Source organism: Lysinibacillus sp. EB271-A1-10B, assembly GCF_058791335.1.
The window spans coordinates 367,416-390,952 of sequence record NZ_JBYTDL010000002.1 but is presented as its reverse complement, the minus strand read 5'-3'; the positions used below and the strand labels follow the sequence as shown (position 1 = coordinate 390,952).

General features: G+C 38.3%; 23 protein-coding genes and 1 other RNA gene. 1 reads left to right on the top strand and 23 read right to left on the bottom strand.

Annotation, left to right across the window (positions count from 1 at the left end; translation table 11 throughout):
• The 23 genes from AC3WSK_RS04990 to AC3WSK_RS04880 all read right to left on the bottom strand — a co-directional run bounded on the left by AC3WSK_RS04990 (position 1) and on the right by AC3WSK_RS04880 (position 22,498).
• Positions 1–825: a MerR family transcriptional regulator gene (locus tag AC3WSK_RS04990; RefSeq protein ID WP_492412760.1), complete on the bottom strand. Its 825-nt coding sequence runs from the start codon at positions 823–825 to the stop codon at positions 1–3.
• A 292-nt stretch (positions 826–1,117) separates the two neighbouring features.
• Entirely contained in the window at positions 1,118–2,065 is a 948-nt protein-coding gene (gene mdh / locus AC3WSK_RS04985) for a malate dehydrogenase (protein ID WP_079560026.1), read from the bottom strand.
• Positions 2,065–2,424, bottom strand: coding sequence for a BMC domain-containing protein (locus AC3WSK_RS04980; protein WP_079560025.1), 360 nt, complete (start codon positions 2,422–2,424; stop codon positions 2,065–2,067). Before AC3WSK_RS04980 ends, mdh begins: the two co-directional genes overlap by 1 nt.
• Positions 2,417–2,701 (bottom strand): EutN/CcmL family microcompartment protein, encoded by a 285-nt coding sequence (locus tag AC3WSK_RS04975; RefSeq protein ID WP_079560024.1) that lies wholly within the window; start codon positions 2,699–2,701, stop codon positions 2,417–2,419. Before AC3WSK_RS04975 ends, AC3WSK_RS04980 begins: the two co-directional genes overlap by 8 nt.
• 37 nt (positions 2,702–2,738) lie before the next feature.
• Positions 2,739–3,605 (bottom strand): phosphate propanoyltransferase, encoded by an 867-nt coding sequence (locus tag AC3WSK_RS04970; protein ID WP_079560023.1) that lies wholly within the window; start codon positions 3,603–3,605, stop codon positions 2,739–2,741.
• A gap of 12 nt (positions 3,606–3,617) precedes the next feature.
• Complete coding sequence (pduL, locus tag AC3WSK_RS04965; RefSeq protein ID WP_492412757.1) at positions 3,618–4,208, bottom strand: phosphate propanoyltransferase; 591 nt, start codon at positions 4,206–4,208, stop codon at positions 3,618–3,620.
• Positions 4,209–4,446: 238 nt separating this feature from the next.
• Positions 4,447–4,725, bottom strand: a complete 279-nt coding sequence (locus tag AC3WSK_RS04960) for a BMC domain-containing protein (protein ID WP_053482447.1) — start codon at positions 4,723–4,725, stop codon at positions 4,447–4,449.
• 16 nt (positions 4,726–4,741) lie between these two features.
• The gene (locus AC3WSK_RS04955) at positions 4,742–6,232 is read right to left on the bottom strand and encodes an aldehyde dehydrogenase family protein (protein WP_492412755.1); all 1,491 of its coding nucleotides are present in this window, start codon (positions 6,230–6,232) and stop codon (positions 4,742–4,744) included.
• A 14-nt stretch (positions 6,233–6,246) separates the two neighbouring features.
• Positions 6,247–6,897 (bottom strand): ethanolamine utilization microcompartment protein EutL, encoded by a 651-nt coding sequence (gene eutL, locus AC3WSK_RS04950; RefSeq protein ID WP_427484702.1) that lies wholly within the window; start codon positions 6,895–6,897, stop codon positions 6,247–6,249.
• Between the two features lie 11 nt (positions 6,898–6,908).
• Positions 6,909–7,943 carry an ethanolamine ammonia-lyase subunit EutC gene (eutC, locus tag AC3WSK_RS04945; protein WP_492412753.1) on the bottom strand — a complete coding sequence of 345 codons (1,035 nt, stop codon included), beginning with the start codon at positions 7,941–7,943 and terminating at the stop codon, positions 6,909–6,911.
• On the bottom strand, positions 7,944–9,314 hold the full coding sequence (locus AC3WSK_RS04940; RefSeq protein ID WP_492412751.1) for an ethanolamine ammonia-lyase subunit EutB: 1,371 nt from the start codon (positions 9,312–9,314) through the stop codon (positions 7,944–7,946). It abuts the gene before it with no gap.
• A gap of 5 nt (positions 9,315–9,319) precedes the next feature.
• Complete coding sequence (locus tag AC3WSK_RS04935) at positions 9,320–10,744, bottom strand: ethanolamine ammonia-lyase reactivating factor EutA (RefSeq protein WP_079560017.1); 1,425 nt, start codon at positions 10,742–10,744, stop codon at positions 9,320–9,322.
• Positions 10,745–10,765: 21 nt separating this feature from the next.
• Positions 10,766–11,263 carry a EutP/PduV family microcompartment system protein gene (locus AC3WSK_RS04930; protein WP_079560016.1) on the bottom strand — a complete coding sequence of 166 codons (498 nt, stop codon included), beginning with the start codon at positions 11,261–11,263 and terminating at the stop codon, positions 10,766–10,768.
• 10 nt (positions 11,264–11,273) lie between these two features.
• Positions 11,274–11,615, bottom strand: a complete 342-nt coding sequence (gene eutS, locus AC3WSK_RS04925) for an ethanolamine utilization microcompartment protein EutS (protein ID WP_079560015.1) — start codon at positions 11,613–11,615, stop codon at positions 11,274–11,276.
• A 15-nt stretch (positions 11,616–11,630) separates the two neighbouring features.
• Positions 11,631–12,884, bottom strand: a complete 1,254-nt coding sequence (gene eutH, locus AC3WSK_RS04920) for an ethanolamine utilization protein EutH (protein ID WP_427484706.1) — start codon at positions 12,882–12,884, stop codon at positions 11,631–11,633.
• A gap of 81 nt (positions 12,885–12,965) precedes the next feature.
• Positions 12,966–13,544 carry an ANTAR domain-containing response regulator gene (locus tag AC3WSK_RS04915; RefSeq protein WP_079560013.1) on the bottom strand — a complete coding sequence of 193 codons (579 nt, stop codon included), beginning with the start codon at positions 13,542–13,544 and terminating at the stop codon, positions 12,966–12,968.
• Positions 13,537–14,967 carry a sensor histidine kinase gene (locus AC3WSK_RS04910; RefSeq protein WP_079560012.1) on the bottom strand — a complete coding sequence of 477 codons (1,431 nt, stop codon included), beginning with the start codon at positions 14,965–14,967 and terminating at the stop codon, positions 13,537–13,539. Before AC3WSK_RS04910 ends, AC3WSK_RS04915 begins: the two co-directional genes overlap by 8 nt.
• A gap of 256 nt (positions 14,968–15,223) precedes the next feature.
• Positions 15,224–17,131: an ATP-dependent DNA helicase gene (locus tag AC3WSK_RS04905; RefSeq protein ID WP_079560011.1), complete on the bottom strand. Its 1,908-nt coding sequence runs from the start codon at positions 17,129–17,131 to the stop codon at positions 15,224–15,226.
• Between the two features lie 85 nt (positions 17,132–17,216).
• A complete protein-coding gene (locus AC3WSK_RS04900; protein ID WP_492412746.1) occupies positions 17,217–18,353 on the bottom strand; it encodes a THUMP domain-containing class I SAM-dependent RNA methyltransferase in 1,137 nt (378 codons plus the stop codon).
• Between the two features lie 3 nt (positions 18,354–18,356).
• Positions 18,357–20,096, bottom strand: coding sequence for a putative bifunctional diguanylate cyclase/phosphodiesterase (locus AC3WSK_RS04895; protein WP_427484707.1), 1,740 nt, complete (start codon positions 20,094–20,096; stop codon positions 18,357–18,359).
• A gap of 293 nt (positions 20,097–20,389) precedes the next feature.
• Positions 20,390–20,770, bottom strand: an RNA gene (gene rnpB, locus AC3WSK_RS04890) — RNase P RNA component class B.
• A 60-nt stretch (positions 20,771–20,830) separates the two neighbouring features.
• Entirely contained in the window at positions 20,831–21,124 is a 294-nt protein-coding gene (gene gpsB / locus AC3WSK_RS04885; RefSeq protein ID WP_079560008.1) for a cell division regulator GpsB, read from the bottom strand.
• 117 nt (positions 21,125–21,241) lie between these two features.
• Positions 21,242–22,498 (bottom strand): ribonuclease H-like domain-containing protein, encoded by a 1,257-nt coding sequence (locus AC3WSK_RS04880; protein WP_492412743.1) that lies wholly within the window; start codon positions 22,496–22,498, stop codon positions 21,242–21,244.
• Between the two features lie 380 nt (positions 22,499–22,878).
• Here AC3WSK_RS04880 and AC3WSK_RS04875 point away from each other — a divergent pair, with 380 nt between their 5' ends.
• Positions 22,879–23,469, top strand: coding sequence for a hypothetical protein (locus tag AC3WSK_RS04875; RefSeq protein WP_492412741.1), 591 nt, complete (start codon positions 22,879–22,881; stop codon positions 23,467–23,469).
• The last annotated feature ends 68 nt before the right edge of the window (positions 23,470–23,537 follow it).

The window sequence follows — 23,537 nt, the reverse complement described above, 5'->3', positions numbered from 1 at the left end:
TCATTTTTTCTTTACAGGAAAATATACTTCAGTAACATACTCCTCAGGGGCGATTGCTTGATTTGGGTCTGTTACATATATTTCATATGGTGGCAATAATAGCTCATATCCCTCGTTTTCAATCCACTTCATCAAATTAGCGTAGACGGATGTCAATTCTGGATATGCCCCCTTTAAAACAGATTTAGCACAGAGGCTACCAGGCAAATTTCTCGTACCCTTAACAGACTCAGCTATTGAAACGGCGAACTCGGTATCATTGCCAGCAGGATTAAATTCAGGGCTATGGTAAATCGTCATCGCCTGACTAAGTAAAGTGAGCTTCTCCTTCGCAATCCTTTCATATAACTCGCTAAAATAACGACCATATCCCGATGCATAATCATCACTGCTCAATATTAATCGCTTATAAAGGATATTCATTGGCTTTGTTTCTACTAGTTGTACTTCGAAGTCGTCAAGATACGACATGATTGGTACCCCTTTTTCTAGATTTGAAATATCTTGACTTAGTTGTTTTACAACATATTCAAAAGCCTTTAATTTCTCTTGAATTTCATTTCTTTTCTGGTTCAACGCTGAACAAAGTATTTCTTCGGATTGATCCTCTTCTAATGCCAGCATCGTTTTAACTTCTTCAAGAGAAAAATGATAGGATTTTAAACGATTGATATAGAGCATCCTTTTTAGTTGTTCGATGGAATAATACCTATAACCGCTTTCCGCATTAATCTCATCTGGGTTAATTAATCCAATTTCATTGTAGTATCGAAGTGTTTTTGTAGAGACACCACATATTTTTGAGAACTCCCCTATTGATAGCACAAAACCACCTCACTCATTTATTTGTTACTTGCTACCATTCATTTATACACCTTCCCCTAAGGATAAAGTCAACGGTAAAGTTAACTTTATCCTGTGGCGTCTTCTTCAACAAAATGAAGCTCTCTTCGAACTTTCACGTTCAAAGAGAGCTTCTTATTCTATATAAATAAGGGGAATTTTAACTAGCTTTTAAGTGCAATGTTTAGTTTCCAAACATTTTTAAGAGCTAAAGGCTTTTACAACAGATATATAGTTGGGGATCCTACATATCTTATTGCAGCATAGCGTCTGATTACTCTATGTTTTGACAAATTGTTATTACTTGTTTGACGGCTTCTGCCGATTGGTGGAGTGCCGTTTTTTCTTCATTTGTCAGGTGCAATTCAATAACTGATTCTATACCATTGCCGCCTAATATTGTCGGTACACCTAAAAATAATTCGTGGTAACCGTACTCTCCTTCTAAAAGGGCAATAGAAGGAATTATTTTGCGTTGATCTTTCATGATGATTTCGACCATCTGTGCACAGGCAGCAGCTGGCGCATAATAAGCACTGCCATTCCCTAACAAACCAACAATTTCTCCGCCACCTTTACGTGTACGCTCTACGATTTGCTGCAGTCTGTCTTGAGGAATCAGTTTTTCTAAAGGGATCCCTCCAGCATAGGAATATCGAATTAAAGGGACCATTTCGTCGCCATGCCCACCTAAAACGAATCCTGACACATCCTCGGGTGCAATTTGCAGCTCTTGCGCTACAAATGTATTAAAACGTGCTGTATCTAACACACCTGATTGGCCAATGATCCGATTTTTCGGAAAGCCTGTTTCTTTATAGCAAACATAAGTCATTGCATCAACCGGATTGCTTAATATAAGAACGATGCTGTTTGGAGCATAATGTTTTATTTGTCTAGATACCTGTTGAATAATTTTTGCATTCGTCGCCACTAAATCATCCCGGCTCATGCCTGGCTTACGGGGAATACCAGCTGTAATAATGACAATATTTGCTCCTGCTATATCCTCATAATTACTCGTTCCTTTAATAGAAACATTAAACTTTTCGATTGGTCCTGTTTGTAATAAATCTAGCGCCTTTCCTTTTGTCGGATTCTCCGCTTCTGGAATATCTAACAGGACAACATCTCCTAGTTCTTTTTGTGCCAAAAATAAACTTAAAGTTGCGCCAGTATGACCAGCACCAATTACAGCAATTTTACTTTTCCGAAAAGACATTATGCCTCACCTCGTTGATCAGTTGCAGCTGTTTCCGTCGTTTTTTTAGCACGTGTTGATGTTGTTGCTGGCTTTTTCTTTGGTGCTTCTGGTCCTTTAATCATTTGAAAAACATCTTCATCAGGTCTCGGAATTACGTGAGCGCCTAATAGTTCTCCAACACGCATTGCAGCGGCTTTTCCAGCTTCTACTGCTGCCTGGACAGAACCAACATCACCTTTCACGACAACTGTTACAATCCCGCCATCAACGAACTCTTGCTTGACGATTGTTACATCTGATGACTTAATCATTGCATCAGCAGCTTCGTAAGAGCCTACTAATCCTTTTGTCTCTATCATTCCAATAGCGCTACTCATTCTCCTCACCTCTCATAACTTCCGTAGAATCAATAATACCTATAACAACTGCATCGATAGGCAACGGATTTTCTTTCATAATATATCGTGATGACCCACCACTTGTAATAAGCACATCATCGCCAATTCCTGCCCCGATACGATCTGCTGCTACAATCTCTGAACGAATTGGCTGCTGATTGGAGTCAATTGGTTGAATAATTAATAGTTTTAAGCCATTCAACCCTTCTTCCTTACGTGTTGCCCATACACTGCCTATCACTCTTCCCATTTGCATGAACTTCACCTACTTTATCCTGAATGGACTTTTCTAATTACTCCGAGCGAATTGTTAACGTCTTATTTAACTCTCGTATTTTGTCATAAGCCAATGCCGTGACAATTGTGTTTTTAGGAACAACAATTTCCCGCGCTTCTATTTCAAGTACTTCTACTTGCGAAAGTAGCTTCTTATCAAATTGATAGCTGGATGGTCTTTCAGCTTGTTTTAAGACTGGAGGAATTTCTTTGACATCCATTTGTTCGTTAGCTTGTACATAGATAATTTCAGCAAGTGCACCTTGTTGAATTAATCCTGCATTTGCTTCATCTGTGTCGATATGCATCTCCAATCGATAACGATCCGAAACACGAATAATTACATTGGATAAAATAATCGGTCTCATACCTTCTACTTTAATTTGTACCGATTGTCCATCTGCTACTTGGAACCGAGCGCTATCAGCTGATGACATATGAATATGCGCTTGCGCAATAATGAGCCCTTCATTTAGCACGACACTGCCATTTGGACCGATAAGTGTGACAGGACTGGAACCTTTAATATCTCCTGAAATTCTTAATGGTGGCTTCATCCCTAATTTCATCGCATCTGTCCAGCTTACTTCTACTTGAGATAATGAACGAGCTGGGCCTAATATTCGCACCCGCTCAATGGAACCCTTAGGACCAGCAATAACAACGGTTTCCTCTGCAGCAAACTGTCCTGGCTGTGAAAGTTCAAACTTAGGTGTTAATTGATAGTTCTCACCAAAAAGCTTCTCCACTTCCGCTTGAGCAAGATGGACGTGTCGTGCTGAAACACCAATAGGGATTTTTCCATCATATAGAGAAGAAGGCTGTTTTTTTAAAACTTGTTGCAATACTTCTTCGACAATTTTTTGGACTAAATTTTCCTGCATCTAACCTCCTCCTTACGTTAATGATCTGATAATTCTCCCCTGTGCTTGCTGTTCAATAAAGCCTGCATTCGCTTCATCTGTATCAATATGCATCTCCAAACTAAAATCGTTTGACACACGAACTACAACTCCACGAAACGTCACAGGTCGCTCACTTTCCACTTCAACAGATACAAATTCATTATTTTGTACGTCCAATGCTATTGCATCCTCTCCCGTCATATGAATATGTGCCTGTGCAATAATGACTCCCTGCTTAATTATGATTTCTTGTTCTTGATTGATTAATTTGATGCCTGCTGAACTTTCGATATCTCCCGATTGCCTTAAAGGAGGGGTTAATCCTAGTTTCATTGCATCTGTTCGACTAATTTCCACCTGTGTTGCCGCTCTTACAGGACCTAGTACACGCACATTGTGAAGAACACCTTTTGGTCCCTCAATAGAGACACGCTCTTTGGCTGCAAACTGTCCTGGCTGTGAAAGATCAAAATCCTTCGTTAGCGTTGCATTCGGACCAAAAAGTGCTTGTAAATCCTCTTCACTGACATGTATATGGCGAGCTGAAATGGCCACAGGAAATATCTTTGTTGCTGTTTTCACGTTAGCCACCTCTATATCTATTAGCTATATTGTTATAGGAAATGAAAGCAGGATGAAGCGCAATGTGTAGCATCCTGCCCTTTACTTTATGATGTTCTATCCGTCGTTTCGGCTTTTCTTTCCGTCGCTTCGTACTCTATCCATCGTTCCGGCGGGTCTTTCCATCGCTTCGATGGTTCTATCCGTCGCTTCGGCTTTTCTTTCCATCGCCTTTAATACGGCTCAGCTCAACCTGAAATTAAGCCTCTGCTTTTGGTAAAATTAATTCTAATTCATGGTGTGGACGTGGGATTACATGAACAGATAGGAGTTCTCCAACACGTTGTGCCGCTGCTGCACCTGCATCAGTAGCTGCTTTTACCGCTCCTACATCACCACGAACTAATACAGTGACAATCCCGCCACCAACATGTACTTTTCCTACTAAATTAACGCTAGCAGCCTTCACCATTGCATCTGCTGCTTCAATTGCTCCTACTAATCCTTTTGTTTCTACCATTCCTAATGCTGTACTCATTTGTCATTCCTCCAAATTATTTATTTTGTAATGTTATTTGTTTTAATACTTGATCAACAATTTGTTGAACCACTGCTGTATCCAGCGATGGATCTTGTGCCTTAATGTTCTCTACTACTGGTTTTGTTAAGAACTTTGGTTTTGGTACCTCTACATCTTTAATGCCATAAGCCATACGTTTAATATTCAATAAATGTCTCGCTGTAATGTTATCGGACGTAATATTGCCACCAAACGTGCCACATCCTAATGTGAAAGATGGTGCTAAGCCTGTAGTTCCACCTACAGCGCCAATAGATGATAATGTATTGATCACAATTCTGGACACTGGTAATTCAATAGAAAATTGCTCAGCTAAAGCTGTATTTTCTGTATGGATCGAGCATGTATGTCCGCGTCCTCCTATGTTTAGCAAATCAATCATTACCTGTTTTGCCTCAGTACTGTCCTCAACTGTGTATAACGCAAATATCGGGGACAGTTTTTCCAATGAAAATGGAATGTTCTTGCCAATCATCGTTTCCATACCAACAAGTACTTTTGTATCTTCCGGCACAGTAACACCGATAGAATCTGCTAAGCAAGCCGCTGACTTACCTACAATTTGAGGATTTACTTTCCCAGGGATTGGAGAAATCAACTTCTCCATTTTTACCTTCTCTTCATCACTCAAAATATAAGCACCGTTTTTCTTTAACTCTGATAAAACTTGCTCGGCAATAACTTTATCTACAATAATTGACTGCTCTGTAGCACAAATCGTACCGTTATCAAAAGACTTACTTTGGACAAGCTGGCGAACAGCTTTGGATATATTCGCCGATTTTTCAATATAAGCTGGAATATTTCCTGGTCCTACACCGTAAGCCGGTTTGCCCGAACTATAGGCTGCTTTTACTAGCGCACCCCCACCAGTCGCTAATATTAAGTGAATATCGGGGTGCTTCATTAATTGCTGCGTAGCCTCCATGGAAGACAGTGTTAAACAGTGTAGCAAGCCTTCTGGTGCTCCCGCTTTTTCTGCTGCTACTCTACAAATCTCTAAAGCTTCCTTTGTACATTCAACTGCATATGGATGCGGGCTTAGAACAAGACCATTTCTAGTTTTCAATGAAATAAGTGTTTTAAAAATTGCTGTTGATGTCGGATTTGTCGTTGGGACAATGCCCGCAATTACGCCAAACGGACTTGCAATCTCTGTCACTTTCTTCATTCGATCGAAACCTACGACACCGACAGTCTTTAAATCTTTAATATCTTCATAGACATCTCTAGAGGCAACCTCATTTTTCATCTTTTTATGATTAGGAACACCCATCCCTGTTTCCTGAACGGCCATATTTGCCAACCGTTCTGCCTCTTTAAATGCGGCATCCGCAACAGCTTTGACGATATGATCTACCTGCTGCTGTGAATACTGCATATACGTAGCCTGTGCAATATTGGCATGTCTCACAGCGTCTCTCATTTCTTGAATGGCTAATAAATCTTTATCAAATGCGGCCATAAAGACCCACCTTTCTAAACAACTGGATTTCTTGTTAAATTTTCAATAGCTTCTCTAAAAGCATTTGCAGCAGCTTGGCAGGAAGATTGACTACCACTTACTAAACCGCCACCGAAATTGGTTTCAGATGGTGGACCAAAGAAAACCTTTAGCTCTACATCTGCCGCCTTTAATGCAGCATCTAAACCAACGACAGCTTCAAGTGGCGGTGCGATTAAATAAGCGAGGGCTGTCCCAACCTTAACGTTCGCTAGCTCTGCCAAATACGTGCCACAGCTTGCTACAGTATGTGCAAAAAGAGCGTGGTTTTCATTTTGAAGGATCGCTTCAAAATACGTATCAAACTGAATTTTCTGCTGAATCGCATCGAAGCCACTTCGTATTTCATCAGGCGATCTACCAGCAATGATGCCAATGACTTCACCAGATAATGGGCCAGATGCATGAGCCGCTCCAGCATAAAAGCTTTTCGCATACACAACATCAACATCTGCTTTTTTCGTAGCCTCGTCCAAAGCTACATAGCCAACATCATCTATTGTTAGTGTTACGAGTCCAATGCTATTGTGATATGGCTTTAAATCTAATTGCTCCGCTAGTTCACTATTCACTCTTGGAATGACTTGCATTGCTAAAATTTCTGCCATAATTTTTTGAGGATTCATCGTTTGGCCCCCTAACCTTCTTTTGCCACAAGACCAACTCCACTTGCCTTGTAATGCAATATTTTTTGCACGACTGTTCCTAAATAGGCTCCAGCCTCTAACGGCGGGATACCACCTTTATGAATGTTCGAAACGACCATTCGATCAGCCTCTACTGTGCCAATTCTAGGTTGATAGCATATATAAGCACTCATTGACTCGGCTGATACAAGTCCCGGACGCTCACCGATTAGATAAACAATCACTTCTGCTTGTAAAAGCTCGCCTATTTCATCCATAAGAGCTACACGCCCTTTATCAATATAGAAAGTCGTTCCTATTTCTATATTTAAATTATTAAGACTTTGCTGTAACGCTAAATAAACATCTTGCACATTTTCTTCAATCGCACTTGCACTTAATCCGTTAGATATGATGATTTGTACCTTTGGATTTTTTGTACACTTCGATTGGATAAGCGTTTTTGATTCAGCTGATAAACGACGACCTAAATCTGGTCTAGTAATGTATTCCTCCTTATCTGTCACTCTTGTTGTTACTTGAAAGACATCAAGCTTTTGTAGGAGCCCTTCTGTCACTTCCCCATAAACTGCATCTACTGCCGCTGCATGATCGAGACGGAACTTTAGCCAAGTTTTGGTTTTTGGCCTTGTCCCCGCTCTCCCAACACCTATTCTTGCAGGTGTATGCTTTTTAGCAGCTTGAACACTTTCAGACACTTCATCCTCTTCAAATTTAAAGGCTGTAATAGGTGCCATAGTGTCAGTTGGTTCATCATTACTTACGCTGTAGTACGATTGTTCATGGTTATGTGATTCAGATTGATAAAGTTTTATTAATGGTTCATTTGACCATTCTGTTGCGCTCGGAATTGCTACTATATCAGCTACACTAGTTTCCTTAGCTTGAAGTTTAATAAGTATTTCCTTTTGGTCTTCTGGTGGTACAGCCGTATCATGAGATTGTTCGTCGGGCGTTTGATTGCCCATCTTATCTATTACGAGCTGTGTAATCATTGATACTAATTGTTCATTCAATGGACTCACCTACCTTTCAAATATAGATAAATCGCCAGCTATTGCAGATAGACGACCATTCTCATAAATGCCCATTTTTTCTAACCACGCTAGAAATGCAGGTGCTGGTTTTTTACCAAACGTTTGAAGTAATGTAGCGACATCATGGAAGCTCATTGACTGATAGTTCAGCATGACATCGTCGCCCATTGGTGCAGCTATAATAAAGTTGACACCAGCAGCTGTTAATAAAACACTTAGATCTTCAACATCATTTTGGTCTGCTTTAATATGGTTTGTGTAACAAATATCAACGCCCATTGGAATGCCGTGCATTTTGCCCATAAAGTGATCTTCTAGTCCTGCACGTATAACCTGTTTGTTATTGTATAAATACTCAGGTCCAATAAAGCCAACTACCGTGTTCACAATATACGGATTAAAATGTCTAGCAAATCCGTAATTGCGCGATTCAAGTGTTACTTGGTCAATACCCATATGTGCCTCAGCAGATAGCTCCGAGCCTTGTCCAGTTTCAAAATAGAATAAATTCGGTCCAGTTCCTGTTCCTTGCTTTTTCACAAGCTCCTCTGCTTCTCTTATTAGGTCAGCAGAAATACCAAACGAGCGGTTAGCAATTTCTGTTCCAGCAATACTTTGGAAAATCATATCGGCAGGTGCACCTTGTTTAATAGCCTTCATCTGTGTTGTAATATGTGCTAACACACAGTTTTGTGTAGGAATCGACCGATCATTGATAAACTCCTTTGTTGCTTGCAATACTTTTTTCACACTTTCAACTGAATCATCTACTGGGTTAATCCCAATGACCGCATCACCTATACCATAGGACAAGCCTTCTTTTAATGAAGCAATAATACCGTCAATATTGTCTGTTGGATGATTCGGCTGTAATCTTGAGGAAAGTGTGCCCTTTTGTCCGATCGTACTATTACAAGTTGACAGTATTTCCACTTTATTGGCCGCATGGACAAGATCTAAGTTGGACATTAGCTTTGTAACGGATGCAATAATTTCTGAATTCATGCCCTTGCTTAAGCGTTTTAATTCCCTGTCGCCTGTGTCATTGGATAAAATGTATTCTCTAAGTTGCTCGATACTCCAGTTTTTAATTTCTCCATAAATTTGCTCATTAACATCACCTTCAATAATGCGTGTCACTTCATCCTCTTCGGGAGGAACTAATGGATTTTCTCTTATATCTTTCACTAACAGCTCACTTAGAACCGCCTTTGCCGCAATTCTTTGTTGTACAGATTCAGCAGCAATTCCAGCTAACTGATCTCCTGATTTTTCTTCATTGGCCTTGGCCATTACATCCTTCAATGATTTAAAATTATATTTTTCTCCACCAAATATCACCGATAGATTCACATTCATCCTCCTTACTTTGAGTGAAAAGCAAGTGTTTTTACAACGACTGGGACAACTCCAGATGGCAGTACTTCCCCAATGTCAATGTAATCGCCTGTTTCCACTTTGATTTGATCGATGCAAATGATGGGAACTGTTTGATTAATCGCTTGTAACGTTTGCCCAATAACTTTTGCATAATCTGATTGAATGACTATGATAATTGGTAGTTCCTTGGAGCTTATCGTCGCTAAGTGTTTCAAAATAGCCTCACATAAAGCACGGACATCCTGGAAGCTTAAATAGGGTAACTGGCTGAAATAGAGTGCAAACGGAGAGCGATTCTCCTGTATAGAAAATAGAGCATCGGCTCGTTCAACCGCTGTTTTTACCGCATAGTCGAATTCTTGGCTGTTCGTATCCAAATGACAATCGAAAACAGGCACATTTTTTAAAGGCAAAATTTCCGCGTCTACTTGAATCGTTGCACCACTAATCTCAGTTGTTTGGGTACCTGCACCAGTCACCGTTGCCCGTGCTGTTTCCTCTGGTTTTAGCCATAAAAAGGATTGTAACTGTTCGTGCTGCAAAAGATATGTCGCCAATTTTTCGCCGATATCATCATATTGACGGTTTGTACATTCCTGTTCATAAATACAAGCAGCTACACCACCGGAAAAAACGACTGCTTCAACTGGTTTATTCCAAGTTGGCAAATGTCCTAGCAATAACGGATGTTGTTCATCTGTCAATTGTCCGCTTAGAGTCATCGCTACTATATCCGCCATTTCTTGGATTAGTTGTGTGACACGTACATCCTCTGCTGCATCACCCACCTTTAATGGCTTTGACCATTTTTTCATCAGTTTCATAATGGGTGGTGAAATCGATTGGACAATGCCATTTTGAAATTCTATGAGTCTCCCTCCGACATGCAATGTACACGTACCGATTACTTCTCCGTACTGCATTACCGCAATATTTGCTGTACCACCACCGATATCGATATTAGCGATAACTTTGGCCGTATTTTTAGATTGTTGTAAAGTACCCGCGCCCTTTGCTGCAATGATTCCCTCCAAATCGGGTCCGGCAGTAGCAACTAAAAAGTGTCCAGCTGTATCTGCGATCGCATGAACCACCTCGCTAGCATTTTCTTTTGTTGCAGATTCGCCTGTAATAATAATGGCACCTGTTGCAATATCTGCTGGTGCAATTTGGGCCAATTGATATTGCTGAAAAATAAATTGCTCGATTTTTTCCATATCGATAATTTCTTTATTGATAAATGGTGTTTTAATAATCGGGCTTTGATGTAAAACCGTTTTTTCAATAATTTCTATTCGAGGCACATGCGTTACACCTGCAACGTTTTTCAACAGAAAACTACTGACGACCATTTTTGTTGTACTTGTTCCAATATCAATGCCTGCACTATAAATTTTTTCGGTCTTCAACTTACTCCCCCCCTCTCGCCACTACGGGCTATACATGAGATAAGGACTATCACGATCCTTCACAAATTGGCGAATTTCTTCGTCACAATTGAGCTGAATAAGTGGCGCTATAAACTCAACACCAAGCTTTTGCCACGAAGAGGTTTTCACAATAGGACCATGTGTCATGACATTTTGTAATAACGCTGTTGCTCTTTCTACATCTGCAAGTGGTGCATCAATTTTTGTAATAACACCAATTTGTATTTTAGGAATTCCTAAGCTAAATTGCGGAGGAAAAACACTCCTTGATGACGTGGCATCCTGCAAATAAATTACATGTGTCACTTCAAGCGATGTTGCCATGATGTTTTTGTAATACATTGGATTTTCTATATATTCTCCGGGTGTATCAACAATCCAGTCATCATAAACGAGCGCCTGTGTTTTATTGGCTTGTCTATCTTTTCCTAATAACGCATTCATTAATGTCGACTTCCCTGCTTGCACACCACCTATGATCATTACTCGATTTTTCATACGGCACATCCTATGACTTCGTTATTTTTGATGGCGTATAGCCAAGCTTCTCTGATAGAAAACGATTAATCTCTAACATCGCCATTTCAACCTCGGAAACACTGCCAACAATTACGAGACTGCCGGTAAAGCGATCTAAAAACCCAAGTTTTACGTTCGCTGCCTTTGTTGCTAAATCCCCTGCGATAATAACTGTCTCACTTGGTGTACATGTCATGATGCCAAGTGCACCTGCTTCTTGAATACCTAGCTTTTGAAACATATCAGGGTCAGGGTTTGCGATTAGATGACTTAATGTTAGCTGCTTTCCTGGCACAAACTCCTGAATAAACCGTTTCTTTTCTTCACTCACACGTCATCACCTCTTTCAAGTTTTTTCAAGGCTAGTATCTGTTAAATATTCTCCTTCTTTAATAATGCCTGCCTCACGATCCTCTTGTTCTAGCCTTAGAGCTGTAGGAACAGATAGCTTATAGGCCAATATAATTGCGATAACACCCGCTAAAAACTTACCTGCAATAACCGGTAAAATAATGGTCGGTTGGAAGTTAGCTGTAAACGATAAATGATCTCCTAGAAGGAATGCTGAACAAACTCCAAAGGCAATGTTAATGACCTTATCTTTCGGTGGCATATGTCGAACAAGTGTAAACATGGCTAAAATATTAGCAATTGTCGCTAAAATACCTGCGCTCCCTACTGACGATAGGCCTAATTTTTTACCTCCTGCCTCTAGAGGCTTCGATGCATATTTTCTTATTAAGTACACCATTGGGAATGCACCCGCTAGCATAATACCGATGTATCCAGCTGTTTCAAGTGCCCGGAATTGATCGACTTTATCTGCCATGATCGGATCAAAGCCCCATGCACCAAAAACCTTCGTAAAAATACCTGTGAAAATTTCTACAATCGAGAACACTAGCACAAGCTTGATAGCAGCATCCATCACACGTCCAAAAATCATGAAGCCTTTGATCATGCCATTTGGAATTAGTTTTAGACCTAACGCAATTAACACGACAAAAATAAATAATGGCAATAAATTAATTAATATTTGTAAAACAGAAATGGCAAAAACATATGTTGGTGCCGCTGTTGTACTAATTACTTCACGAACCTCCGTATTGAACATCACAATCAAAATAGAAGAAATAAATGCTCCAATCGGAATTGTTAAAACACCCGCCATAATACCTAAAGCCATATATTTATGATCTCGCTTATCTAACATGGCAAGCCCCATTGGAATAGAGAACACAATTGTTGCACCTGACATAAATCCGACAACTAGAGCCATGACCCATCCCTCATAGGACTCTTTTAAAGCATTTGCTAATTGATATCCCCCCATGTCCGACGCTAAAATTGTCGTTGCCGCAATCGCTGGATCAGCACCAATCCATTCAAAAATCGGGCTAATAAAATGACTTATAAACCACGTTAAGTAAGGTATAGCTGCCATGATCCCTGCAGCAGGTACAAAAATATGTCCAACCGTATGAATTCCATTCATAAACTCTTTACCGATTCCATATTCAGCATCTCGAATTGCTCCAATTGCTCCTAATACTGCACAAATCATAATAATATAAACGATCACCGTTCCTATCATTGCCATCCTTCTCATCACCCCTTTTATTTTTCTATATATAAAAAAAAGACGCATTTAAAGAGGAGATCTCTTTAAAGCGTCTTTGCTTTAACTATTTACTTGTAAAGTATTGATAATGCGCCTTGCAATAAGCGCCATTTCCTGTTGAGTCTGCATACTTTCACTTCGAATTTTTTTATAAGCTTCGTCCTCACTAAGGTTCTCTGACTTCATGAGCAAACCTTTTGCTCGTTCGATTATTTTTCGCTTTTCTATTTCTGTTTGTTTATGCAGTAATTCCCCGTTTAAACGGTTGAACTTATCAATCTGGTGAAATGCTACTTCCAACGCCGGAAGGACATTCTTCTCAGAAAACGGTTTCATAACATAGCCTAAAATATTATCCTGCTTCATGTACAGTAACAATTCTTTTTCACTATAAGCTGATATAAATAGCACTGGTATACCAAGCTGCTGTTCAATAACTTTACTTGCCTTTAAACCATCTAGCTTTGGCATTTTAATGTCCATTAAGATTAACTGTGGCTTATGTGTAAAAGCCAACTCAATTGCTGATTCTCCATTGTTTGCTTGCGCTACCACTTCGTAGCCATTATCCTCTAACATAAACTTCAAATCAATTGCAATAAGGGACTCATCTTCGACAATCATAACTTTCCTAGTCATTTAGGATAAATACCTCCTCACTTACAGGGAACTGGATTTGAGTATGTGTACCTTGTTCACTAGGGATAATTGAAAATATGCCAGCTAAATCATGTTCAACAAGCCTTGTTATAATCTCCATTCCAAACGATGCCTTCACCTCTTGCATTCCAACGCCATTGTCAGAAATATGAAGTGAAATAGAAGAAGCATCTTTTTGAAATTGGATATCGATTGTTCCCTCTTCACGACCAATAAAAGCATATTTCAGTGCATTTTGCAGTAGCTCACAAATGATTAATGCGAGCGAAACAGCTTTTTTAGAATGACAAAATAACTGTATATTATCGTGATGAAAGGTTAATTGAATAGATGATGTGTTGGATGTGCCAACCATTTTATGACCAATCTTTTTAGATAACGCGATAACATCTACTTTCTCTTCAGCGTTATCCTCATTTTCTAAAATAAGTTCATAAACAGATGAAATACTATATATACGATTTAATGCCTCTTGAAAAGCACTCGCACTGGAAGCTGACAAGTCATTTCGCATTTGCAAGCGCAATAGACTCGTGACTGTTTGTAAATTATTTTTCACTCTGTGGTGAATCTCTCTTATAGCGAATGTTTTCATCATTAATTCATTTTCTTTCAGCTTAAGCTCTGTAAGATCATGAATTATGAGAAGTGTCACTTTATCACGTTGATCACGAATAGGAATTTTCTTCACAATAAAAGATTTACGATCAATCGTAACTTCTAAGAAAAAGACATCATCGCCTTTATCATAGATTTCCTGTAAAAAAGGTAAAATTTCATCCAAAGCAACGTTGTTAAAACGCTCAAGTCCGGATAGCTCTGATATAAATTGGTAGCCTGCAGGATTGCTATAGATGACTTTGTTTTCATGATTTGTAAGAATAATCGATTCCACTAGCAAATCAGAAACAACTGGAATCGGTTGAGAGTTCGGCTCAACAATATGCTCAATTAATGCAAAAGGCATTTGTTGAAAATCATCTTTAGGTGTTGTTTTCATTTCCACCTTTTTTTCTTGGATTAACACAGCAATAACTTGTTGTTGGTCATTAAAGAGAGGAACAACGTTTTGTTCAACCGTTATGCCTTCCTGAGTGATTGCTCTAGTCATTGACGATTTTTCTTTATTTTTAAAAGCAGCAAATACTGCTGGCTCAAAGCTTTCAAAGACAAATTTGCCAATTACAGATTTTTCGTATAAGCCTCTTTCTGTTTTTGGGAATGCCTCTGCCACAACAATTGCATGTGGCAAGTTTTCCAGCATACAATCTATGAACATATAACAATCTGTCAACTCAGCGTAATACGATAATGTAATTTCAAGTTCTATTAACTTCTCTACATCCGTTGCAGATAAGCTCGTATATTTTCGACACAATGATTGAATGTTCGACAGGTTCATGCCCCCTATCACAGAATAATTAAATATTAAATTTGATTATTCTAAAATTTCTTGTCATTATTATAAACCTTTTGCAAAATTATTTTCAATATAAAAAATAATTTATTTTATTAAATTTCATTGCATTACAAAGAACTATATAGCTTAAAAGAGAAATATTCAACACTTTTTTCAAACACAACATTATCCCACGATAAAAATGTTATTTTAATATATAAAAAAAGCGAGAATGCAACAGGTGCAAACTCGCTTTTTTCTACTTTATTTCTGGGGTAACAGCTAATATATCTTCAAATGTTTCCCGCTGCTTTGCCTCTTCTTCATTCATTAAAATATGGATATCTCCGCGGTCGTTTGAAGTACGAATTAAACGCCCCATTCCTTGCTGCAAACGAAGTTGCATAAATGGTAATTCCACTTCTTCATATGGATTTTCTGCAAATGTACGTTTCGCATCAAATAATGGATCGTGTGGAGGGAACGGTAAATCAAAAATAATAACTCGTGTTAATGCCTCCTCCGGCAAATCTAGACCTTCCCATAAATGATAGGAGCATAATGTTTTGATCGCGCCTTCTTGGAAATCACGAACAATTCCTGACAGTTCACGATCCCCTTCAAACGCTACATACATTCGTTCCATAAGAGGTAGTTCCGCTTTGAAATCTAACATTGCTTGTTTGGATTTAAATAAAATTAAAGTTTTTTCACCGTCACGTAATAGCTGTTGAACCCGCGACGTTTTCTCCTTTTGAGAAAGTTCATGTAAATAAATTCGCATAACTTCTTCATAATCAAATGGAGAAGGAACAGAAAACGATTGATAATCACGAATTCCTAAACTATAGGCAATATATGAAAAATCTTTTTTCACTGATAAAGTTGCTGAAGAAAATATGATTGGAAGTTTTTTAGAGAATAGTTTTTCTGCTAAAACTTCTGTAATAAGACGCGGCATAATGACAAGCGTTTCTTCCCCATCAGTTTCCTCTAACCAATCTACTGCATCTCCTTGTGCTATAAAAATACGTAAAGAAGCCTCGTATTGTTCTAAATACTCCTCTGCCATATTTAATTCATACTCCGGAATCATATACATTTCAGATTCAAAGACAAATTCCTCAAGTAATGTTTCGACATCTTGAATAAGTTGTTTCCCGTATTTCAATAGATTTGGCGATTTGTTAATACGTTTACGCTCTTCTTTAGAAGCGACTAGATCGTCTCGTAGTTGGTCAAAAAATAGCTCATGGTCATCTTGTAATTTTTCCATCGCGTATAATGTACGTTCTCGCACACCATCTACCATTAAACGCTCTAACAATTGAACAATAGTTGTCGCCTGTACTTTATACGTCATTGCTTTTTGTGCAGCATATTCTAATAAATGACCTTCGTCTAGCACAATCATTGATACATCCGGCAATAAAGCTAATTGCCCTTCACGTTCACGCGACTCCTTTGTAGCTAAATGTTCCATCAAAAAATCTTGTGAACAAATAATGAGATCCGCTGATTTACGATAATGTGCACGATGTAATGTTTGACCACATCGATTACGTAGGTCACATACTGAACACTGCATAATCGAGTTGTAATTTACTTTTTGCCAATCTTCATCACTAACTGTTGGATAATCGCTTCTTTCACCATAGGGTTGTATTGCAATCATCGAGCCCTGTGCATACACTCCATCAGGTATAGAAAACGAAATATCATCAATCCATTCATCAGTTTCGACTTTCTCAGCTTCCTCAAAACGCTTTAAGCATAAATATTGGTCACGTGACTTTGCTAGGCGGACATCGATTTCAAGACCTAACGTTTTTTGTAGCTTATAAATATCGCCGCCCTCTTTTACTAACTGGTCAATTAAGGTTTCATCAGCACATGCGATAAGGGCTGGTTTACCAGTATAGCGTGCATAAGATACAGCCGGTAGTAAATAGGCAATTGTTTTACCAGTCCCTACCCCTGCCTCTGCAAAAAGCACGTTTTTCTCTTTGAGGGCCTGCTCGATTTGATAAGCCATAAAGATTTGTTCATCACGGCATTCAAAGCCCTTTTCAGGTAATTCATCGTAAAGGACGTCCCCCATCCAGTCACCTAATGACTCAAAAAATGAGCGGTCCTTCGTTAATACAAATGGTAAAGATTTACGCAATTGACGCTCCCCCTCTAACTATCTGGTCCTATTATACGCGACGAAACGGAAGATAAGAAAAAATCTTATCTTCCGTTATCATTCGTTAATCTCTTTTAGACTTTTGTCCCCAGAACTGGTAATAATTCGTTTCAATAAAGCCATTGAATAATTTACGTTTCTTTGTCGATTGACGACCGTACAGCTCCTCAAAGTTTTTCATTGAAGATAGCATGTACACAGACCAAGTCGGGTTGTTTTTCATGACTTTTCCTAAATCACGAATTACCTGCTCCACGATCTCAATGTCCCCAATACGCTCCCCGTATGGTGGATTACCAATCATAACACCATCTGTTAGCTGTGTTGTAAAATCACGTGCTTGCATTTGCTTGAACGTAATCATATCACCAAAGCCCGCTTCTAGTGCATTTTCTTGTGCAATATTCACCATGCGATGATCGATATCTGACCCGAAAATTTCTAATGGTTGATCATAGTTCGCTAAGCTATCAGCTTCATCTCGCACTGCATCCCAAATTTTTGCCTTCATCCATGGCCATTCCTCTGAAATAAATTCACGATTATAGCCCGGTGCAATATTTTGTCCAAACATTGCTGCTTCTAAAGCAATTGTGCCCGAACCACAAAATGGATCAACGAACGGTCGATTTGGATCCCACTTTGAAATTTGTACGAGTGCCGCTGCTAATGTTTCTTTTAATGGTGCTTCACCCTGTGCTTGACGATACCCACGCTTATGCAAGCCCACACCCGATGTATCAATAGTAAGTGTAGCCACATCTTTTAAGATTGAAACTTCAATTTTATAAGTTGCACCAGATTCATCTAAAAATCCTAAACGCTTATAATGCTGTTTCATGCGCTCTACTATTGCTTTTTTAGTAATAGCTTGACAATCGGGTACACTAAATAATTTTGATTTTACAGACTTCCCCGATACTGGGAAAGCTGCATCAACGGGTAAGTATTTTTCCCAAGGTAACGCTTTTACACTTTCAAACAATTGTTCAAAAGATTTAGCCGGAAACTGACCTACAACGATTTTTACTCGGTCTGCTACACGTAGCCATAAGTTTGTTCTTGCAATGGCCGTCTCGTCACCTTCAAAATACACTTTACCGTTATCGACTGTTGTTTCATAGCCTAGAGCCTTTACCTCTTGTGCCACAATCGACTCTAATCCCATTGCAGCAGTTGCTACTAATTTATAGTTTGCCATACACTAATTCCTTCCTTGATGTTCAATTTCCCAATACTCCAGAAACTCCATAAGTTCGTGAAGTGGTAAAGGTTTACTGTAATAATAGCCTTGGATTATATCACAGTTCATTTTACGTAGTATATCCACTTGTTGTGCTTGTTCTACACCTTCAGCAACAACTTTCATTTTTAAGCGATGCGACATTTGAATAATCGCATCCACTACTGCCTGTTTTTCATCGAGCGAGCCAATATGCTGAATAAAGCTCCGATCGATTTTTAAATAATCAAGGGGAAAACGAACTAAATAACTAAGAGACGAATAGCCCGTCCCAAAATCGTCAATAGAAATTTTAAAGCCCATGTTCTTGAGTCGCACAAGCTTGCTAACCGTTTCATTTGCGCTGTTCATCACTGTTCGTTCTGTAACTTCGATTTCAAAATTGTTAGCAGGTGTGTTATAACGCTCTAATATCGCTTGAACAGAGTCTAAAAAGTTTTGTTGCTTAAAGTGAATGCTGGAAATATTGATAGCAACTGGAGTCTTATAGCCATATTGACGCATCTCTATAACTGCTTCACAAGCTTTTGCTATAATTACTTCGCTCAAAGGTATGATTAATCCTGTTTCCTCCGCATAAGGAATAAATTCTGCTGGAGAGACAAATCCTAGACTTTCACATTTCCAGCGAATAAGTGCCTCTACCCCTTGTATCTCTTCATTTTCCATAGATATTTTAGGTTGGAAGTGCAGCTCAAAATCCCGGCTTTCAATGGCTCTCCGTAGTTCCGAATCTAATAATAAAACACGCTGTGAGTCCGTCTTCAATTCATCAAAATAAAATGCATAGTCGTTAAGGCCATTCTTTTTTGAATAAGTCATCGCCTTGTCAGCACAATGAATCAATTGCTCTGTTGTTTCACCATCAATTGGATACATACTGATACCAATACTTGTAGAAATAAAAATATCTTGGCCATTAATATCTAAAGGCTGTTCAATAATACCTATAATTTGTTCAGCAAAATTTGCAGCTTCTTTAGCACTTTTTACATTTGTCAACGTAATAATAAACTCATCACCGCCATATCTAGCGATGATATCTTTATTTTTCAACAATGTTTTTAAGCGTTTTGCTACTTCTACTAAAATGGTATCTCCAACAGCATTTCCTAACGTATCATTAATTTGCTTAAATCGATCTAAGTCTAAAAAATAGACTGCATGCTGTACCGAATGAGAGATAGTAGAAGTTGATTCTAATAAATTATCCATTCTTTCAATATAAGCAAATCGATTTGATACTTCCGTTAATGAGTCCGTTAACAATCGCTTTTCTAGTTCATTTTCTACGATTTTTCTTTCAGACAAATCTGAGAAAATGCCACAGTAATTTGTAATCTCTCCATCATCGTTAGCTACACCGACAATTGTTAACCATTCTGGATATACGTCTCCGGTTTTACGACGATTCCATATTTCCCCCTGCCAAATGCCTTCTTGTCGTATCATTTGCCACATATCTAAATAAAATTGTATTTCATGTACACCTGACTGTAGAACGGCTGGTGTTTTTCCAATCACTTCATCACGTTTATAGCCAGTTACAAATTCAAATGCAGGATTGACCAATTCAATTCTTTTATTTTTATCCGTGATCATGATACCTTCAGATACACTTTCGAAGATTTTTGTCAATAAGGCAGTAGGATATTTGGAAATCGAATTTAGCTTCTCCAGACTATCGTTCACTCCGCTCATGATTCCGCTCCATCCTATCTCTCTTTACTACCCTCATTTTTTAGAAAAGCGCTTTTGCGCCAGTCTACTCGTATGTAGACAATATGTACATCGTTGCGATAATAGTTTGATCTAGATGTTTGTTTCGAATCGTAGCGACAGAGGCATGACCAACAGTGTACAGCCTTATTCTCAAACGTATATCGCGCATGTTTAGACATGCTTCACAAGTAATTTTTTCTTACTATAGTCAAAAGAAAAGCTCTCCACCAAATTGGAGAGCGCTTGTCATTTCATAATAAGCATCAAAAAAATTCCATAAGCCATGTTTTGTTCCCGAGTACTCAAACAGCTATCGCCTCGTACGACCGGGTAGTAATCATCTATCTACAGAGCGAACTCTGTCCCTCTATCCGTTCAATTCCTTTTAGAGAGTGCCCCTACCATAATTTGGGTTTCTCACTCGTGGGGTTTACCTCGTTCCACCTTGCATGTTTCCAAACAAGCTACGTCACTGTGGCACTTTCAGGAAGTTTCAACCATATCATAAAGACTTAGGTTTTCCTTCCGCCGTCAGCTTTTACAGCTGCCTTACCTTATTTTTTCAGTAAGCACGAACACTACGGTCATCTCAGAACCGTGCGAGCATGGACTTTCCTCTACGACGTCTAGCGCCGCAGCGATTACCAGAATTTCATGATGATAAAAAGATTATACTAGAGTTTTATGATAAATACAACATTATTGACAAAAATTTATTCGTACAATTTACTACCAAAGACATGTTTCTCTAAATTAGAAAGACGTTTTAAAATATCAAAGTTAGTCGTACCAGATGTCGATGCGACAGGTTGTCTCTTAGGTGTATTATCAATTTCTTCTTTTAACTGTTTATTTTCTTCACGAAGTTGGGCCACCGCTTTTTCGAACGTTTCATAGTCTTGTATTATCTCATCAAGAAATGAATCGACTTCTTCTACATTGTAGCCTTTAAAGTTTTTCTTAAATTCCTTTTCAAGGATCATTTTTGACGTTAATTTAATATCCATTTACATCGCCCTTCCTCACACTACGTCGTTTCATTATAGCATACTTCATCACATTATATCTTCTGAAAACATCAAATGTAAGGCAAAACTTGTCGTTTCTTGCGCTTACCCGGGAAATTATTTCTTATTTCCTAACCTGAGCAACCTCTTCTCCCAAGAAATTCCCCATTTTTGCTTTTGTTCTACTCTCCATTGCTCATTCTTCTTAATTAAATTTATACCCTCTTGCGTATAATAAAGGGCTTGGTCATAATCTTTCATTTGATGCTCATATATCATAGCTAGCTGTTCTAATACGTGCAACTTTTTTCGTTGATCAACAAAATGTAGAGAAGCAACAAATGCATCGATCGCTTCACTAAACTTTTTATTTTTTTTATGCTGTATGGCCAAATAATATTGTGCATTTCCCGCTTCAAGTGCATCAAATTGGGTCGTAACTTTCTCTAAAACCTTTACACTCTGCGAACTCTCTTTTAAATCGGCATACCACTTACCGATATTTGTAAACGTTTTGGCCGATTCTTCACCTGTCTCTTCAAATAGCAAATTTGTAGAATGGACATAAAGCGTAATCAGTGAAAGTAAATCCCATTCATTATGAAGAAGGACTTTCATCAGTGCATCAGGAACACCGCTTTTAATGGCATCTAAATATATAATAGGTGCAAGATATCCAGGTATATCTCCAATGCGGGAAAAGCCAAGCTTCTCTTCTTCCACAGATTTTAATTTCATTCGCTCCATATCATTTTTCCATAAACGCTTTGAACTATGCAATAAATCGATTTGACGTTGTGTACGTAGCTTAGGTAACTCTTTTTGGTGGAGTGTCCAACGTGTTTCAAGTTGTGGCCAGTCAAAGCTTTTTCCATTGTAAGTAATAACCGTCGCAGTTTTTTGCCAAAGCTTTGATTCAAAAAGTAACGCTGCTTCATGAGCAGGATCCGCTAAAAGATATTGAGTTAAAATAAAACTTTCATCTTCCTCTGACACTTCTAAAAAACCTAGAAGAAAAATTTGTGTACCTACACCCTTTAAGCCAGTCGTTTCCGTATCAAAAAACAATACTTTTTCATTCATTTCTAACGCATATGGATGTTCGAACTTTGCCTCTTGCCATTTTACTAATGCATCAAAAAATGACTGCAATTTATGATGACCATGCTGATAACTAAATGGATAACGCACTTGCCGTTTAAAAACAATACCGAATTCATTTTCAACAACTGTCAGTCCCGCCTTTTCCCACTGCTCTGTATAGCTTGGAGGTACAGGTTTTTGAAAAGCGGGTTTAGCCTCTTTTTTTATAGTTGTTGTCGTTTTTTTACCGAGCATTTTTTTCATTTGTAAAATATTATTTTCGTAAGACATTACCTTCACTCATTTTCTACATTTTATATTGCTAAAACTTATAGTATTTTTTCTCATTTACTGTAATCATAACTCATCTTTTAGCTTCTGCACAAAGAGAAGGTAAAAGTAGTAAGGTTAGACGAGTGTTCTTACCACTTTTCTTTCTCCGCAGGTAAATTTAAGTGGCTATATATATATGAAGCCTTATGGATGATGTAGTTATACGGTATAGTTAGGATGTATTATAATACAATAAATAATTGAATATAGCGAAATTGGACACTTAATTCGCGCGACCGGATCAAGGAACATAAAAACAAGATATTCAAATTATCGGCACACATGCATAGGAAAATGAAAAATAAATTAAGAAATGGGGAAATTAAGGAGGTTTTAGTATGCTGAACACTTCTTCGAAACGTGCTATCGCACTAACCGTTGTTATACTCGTAATCTTTTTATCTTTGTTATTAATAATGAATATAAAACCGATTCCAGAAGTTCAGGTAGACGCAAATGAAATTACATTTAATACTCCTGAAGAACTGGATGCTGCGGCAGATCTCATTATGATCGCATCTCCATCTAAAGAGTTTATGGACCGTGAACACAAGGTAACATTTTTTGATGACGATACAATCCAAGACTACTATACTTTAACAGAAGTCCAAGTTGAAAAAGTTATTAAAGCACCTAACAACTTTCATCTTTCCAAAAATAATATGATCAAAATTATTGAACCTGTTGGAATTGTAGGTCGAGGTACAGGGAAGAGAAAGCTAGTCACTAATCAATATGAGGAGCTCAAAGAAAAAAATTCTTACATTATGTTTTTACAGCAAAACTCAAAGGGACAGTACGGAATAATTAATAATAATTTAGGTAAATTTAACTTAGATAATAAAGATGCTTTAGATATGGGAGAAAAAAAATCTTCAGAGGATAAGAAGTTTAAAGATGATGTTCTCCAAAAATATTCTATCGACTAATTAACAGTTCGCTTAACCGTAAAGGCACTAAACCTCACAAATTTATGGCTAAAAACCTCTATACTATA

Bases quoted from the DNA above. Each gene is read 5' to 3' on its own strand.
- mdh (WP_079560026.1), bottom strand. From the start codon at position 2,065: ATGTCTTTTCGGAAAAGTAAAATTGCTGTAATTGGTGCTGGTCATACT.
- AC3WSK_RS04980 (WP_079560025.1), bottom strand. From the start codon at position 2,424: ATGAGTAGCGCTATTGGAATGATAGAGACAAAAGGATTAGTAGGCTCT.
- AC3WSK_RS04975 (WP_079560024.1), bottom strand. From the start codon at position 2,701: ATGCAAATGGGAAGAGTGATAGGCAGTGTATGGGCAACACGTAAGGAA.
- AC3WSK_RS04970 (WP_079560023.1), bottom strand. From the start codon at position 3,605: ATGCAGGAAAATTTAGTCCAAAAAATTGTCGAAGAAGTATTGCAACAA.
- AC3WSK_RS04960 (WP_053482447.1), bottom strand. From the start codon at position 4,725: ATGAGTACAGCATTAGGAATGGTAGAAACAAAAGGATTAGTAGGAGCA.
- AC3WSK_RS04955 (WP_492412755.1), bottom strand. From the start codon at position 6,232: ATGGCCGCATTTGATAAAGATTTATTAGCCATTCAAGAAATGAGAGAC.
- eutL (WP_427484702.1), bottom strand. From the start codon at position 6,897: ATGAATCCTCAAAAAATTATGGCAGAAATTTTAGCAATGCAAGTCATT.
- AC3WSK_RS04940 (WP_492412751.1), bottom strand. From the start codon at position 9,314: ATGAATGTGAATCTATCGGTGATATTTGGTGGAGAAAAATATAATTTT.
- AC3WSK_RS04930 (WP_079560016.1), bottom strand. From the start codon at position 11,263: ATGAAAAATCGAGTAATGATCATAGGTGGTGTGCAAGCAGGGAAGTCG.
- eutH (WP_427484706.1), bottom strand. From the start codon at position 12,884: ATGGCAATGATAGGAACGGTGATCGTTTATATTATTATGATTTGTGCA.
- AC3WSK_RS04915 (WP_079560013.1), bottom strand. From the start codon at position 13,544: ATGACTAGGAAAGTTATGATTGTCGAAGATGAGTCCCTTATTGCAATT.
- AC3WSK_RS04910 (WP_079560012.1), bottom strand. From the start codon at position 14,967: ATGAACCTGTCGAACATTCAATCATTGTGTCGAAAATATACGAGCTTA.
- AC3WSK_RS04900 (WP_492412746.1), bottom strand. From the start codon at position 18,353: ATGGCAAACTATAAATTAGTAGCAACTGCTGCAATGGGATTAGAGTCG.
- AC3WSK_RS04895 (WP_427484707.1), bottom strand. From the start codon at position 20,096: ATGAGCGGAGTGAACGATAGTCTGGAGAAGCTAAATTCGATTTCCAAA.
- gpsB (WP_079560008.1), bottom strand. From the start codon at position 21,124: ATGGATATTAAATTAACGTCAAAAATGATCCTTGAAAAGGAATTTAAG.
- AC3WSK_RS04880 (WP_492412743.1), bottom strand. From the start codon at position 22,498: ATGTCTTACGAAAATAATATTTTACAAATGAAAAAAATGCTCGGTAAA.
- AC3WSK_RS04875 (WP_492412741.1), top strand. From the start codon at position 22,879: ATGCTGAACACTTCTTCGAAACGTGCTATCGCACTAACCGTTGTTATA.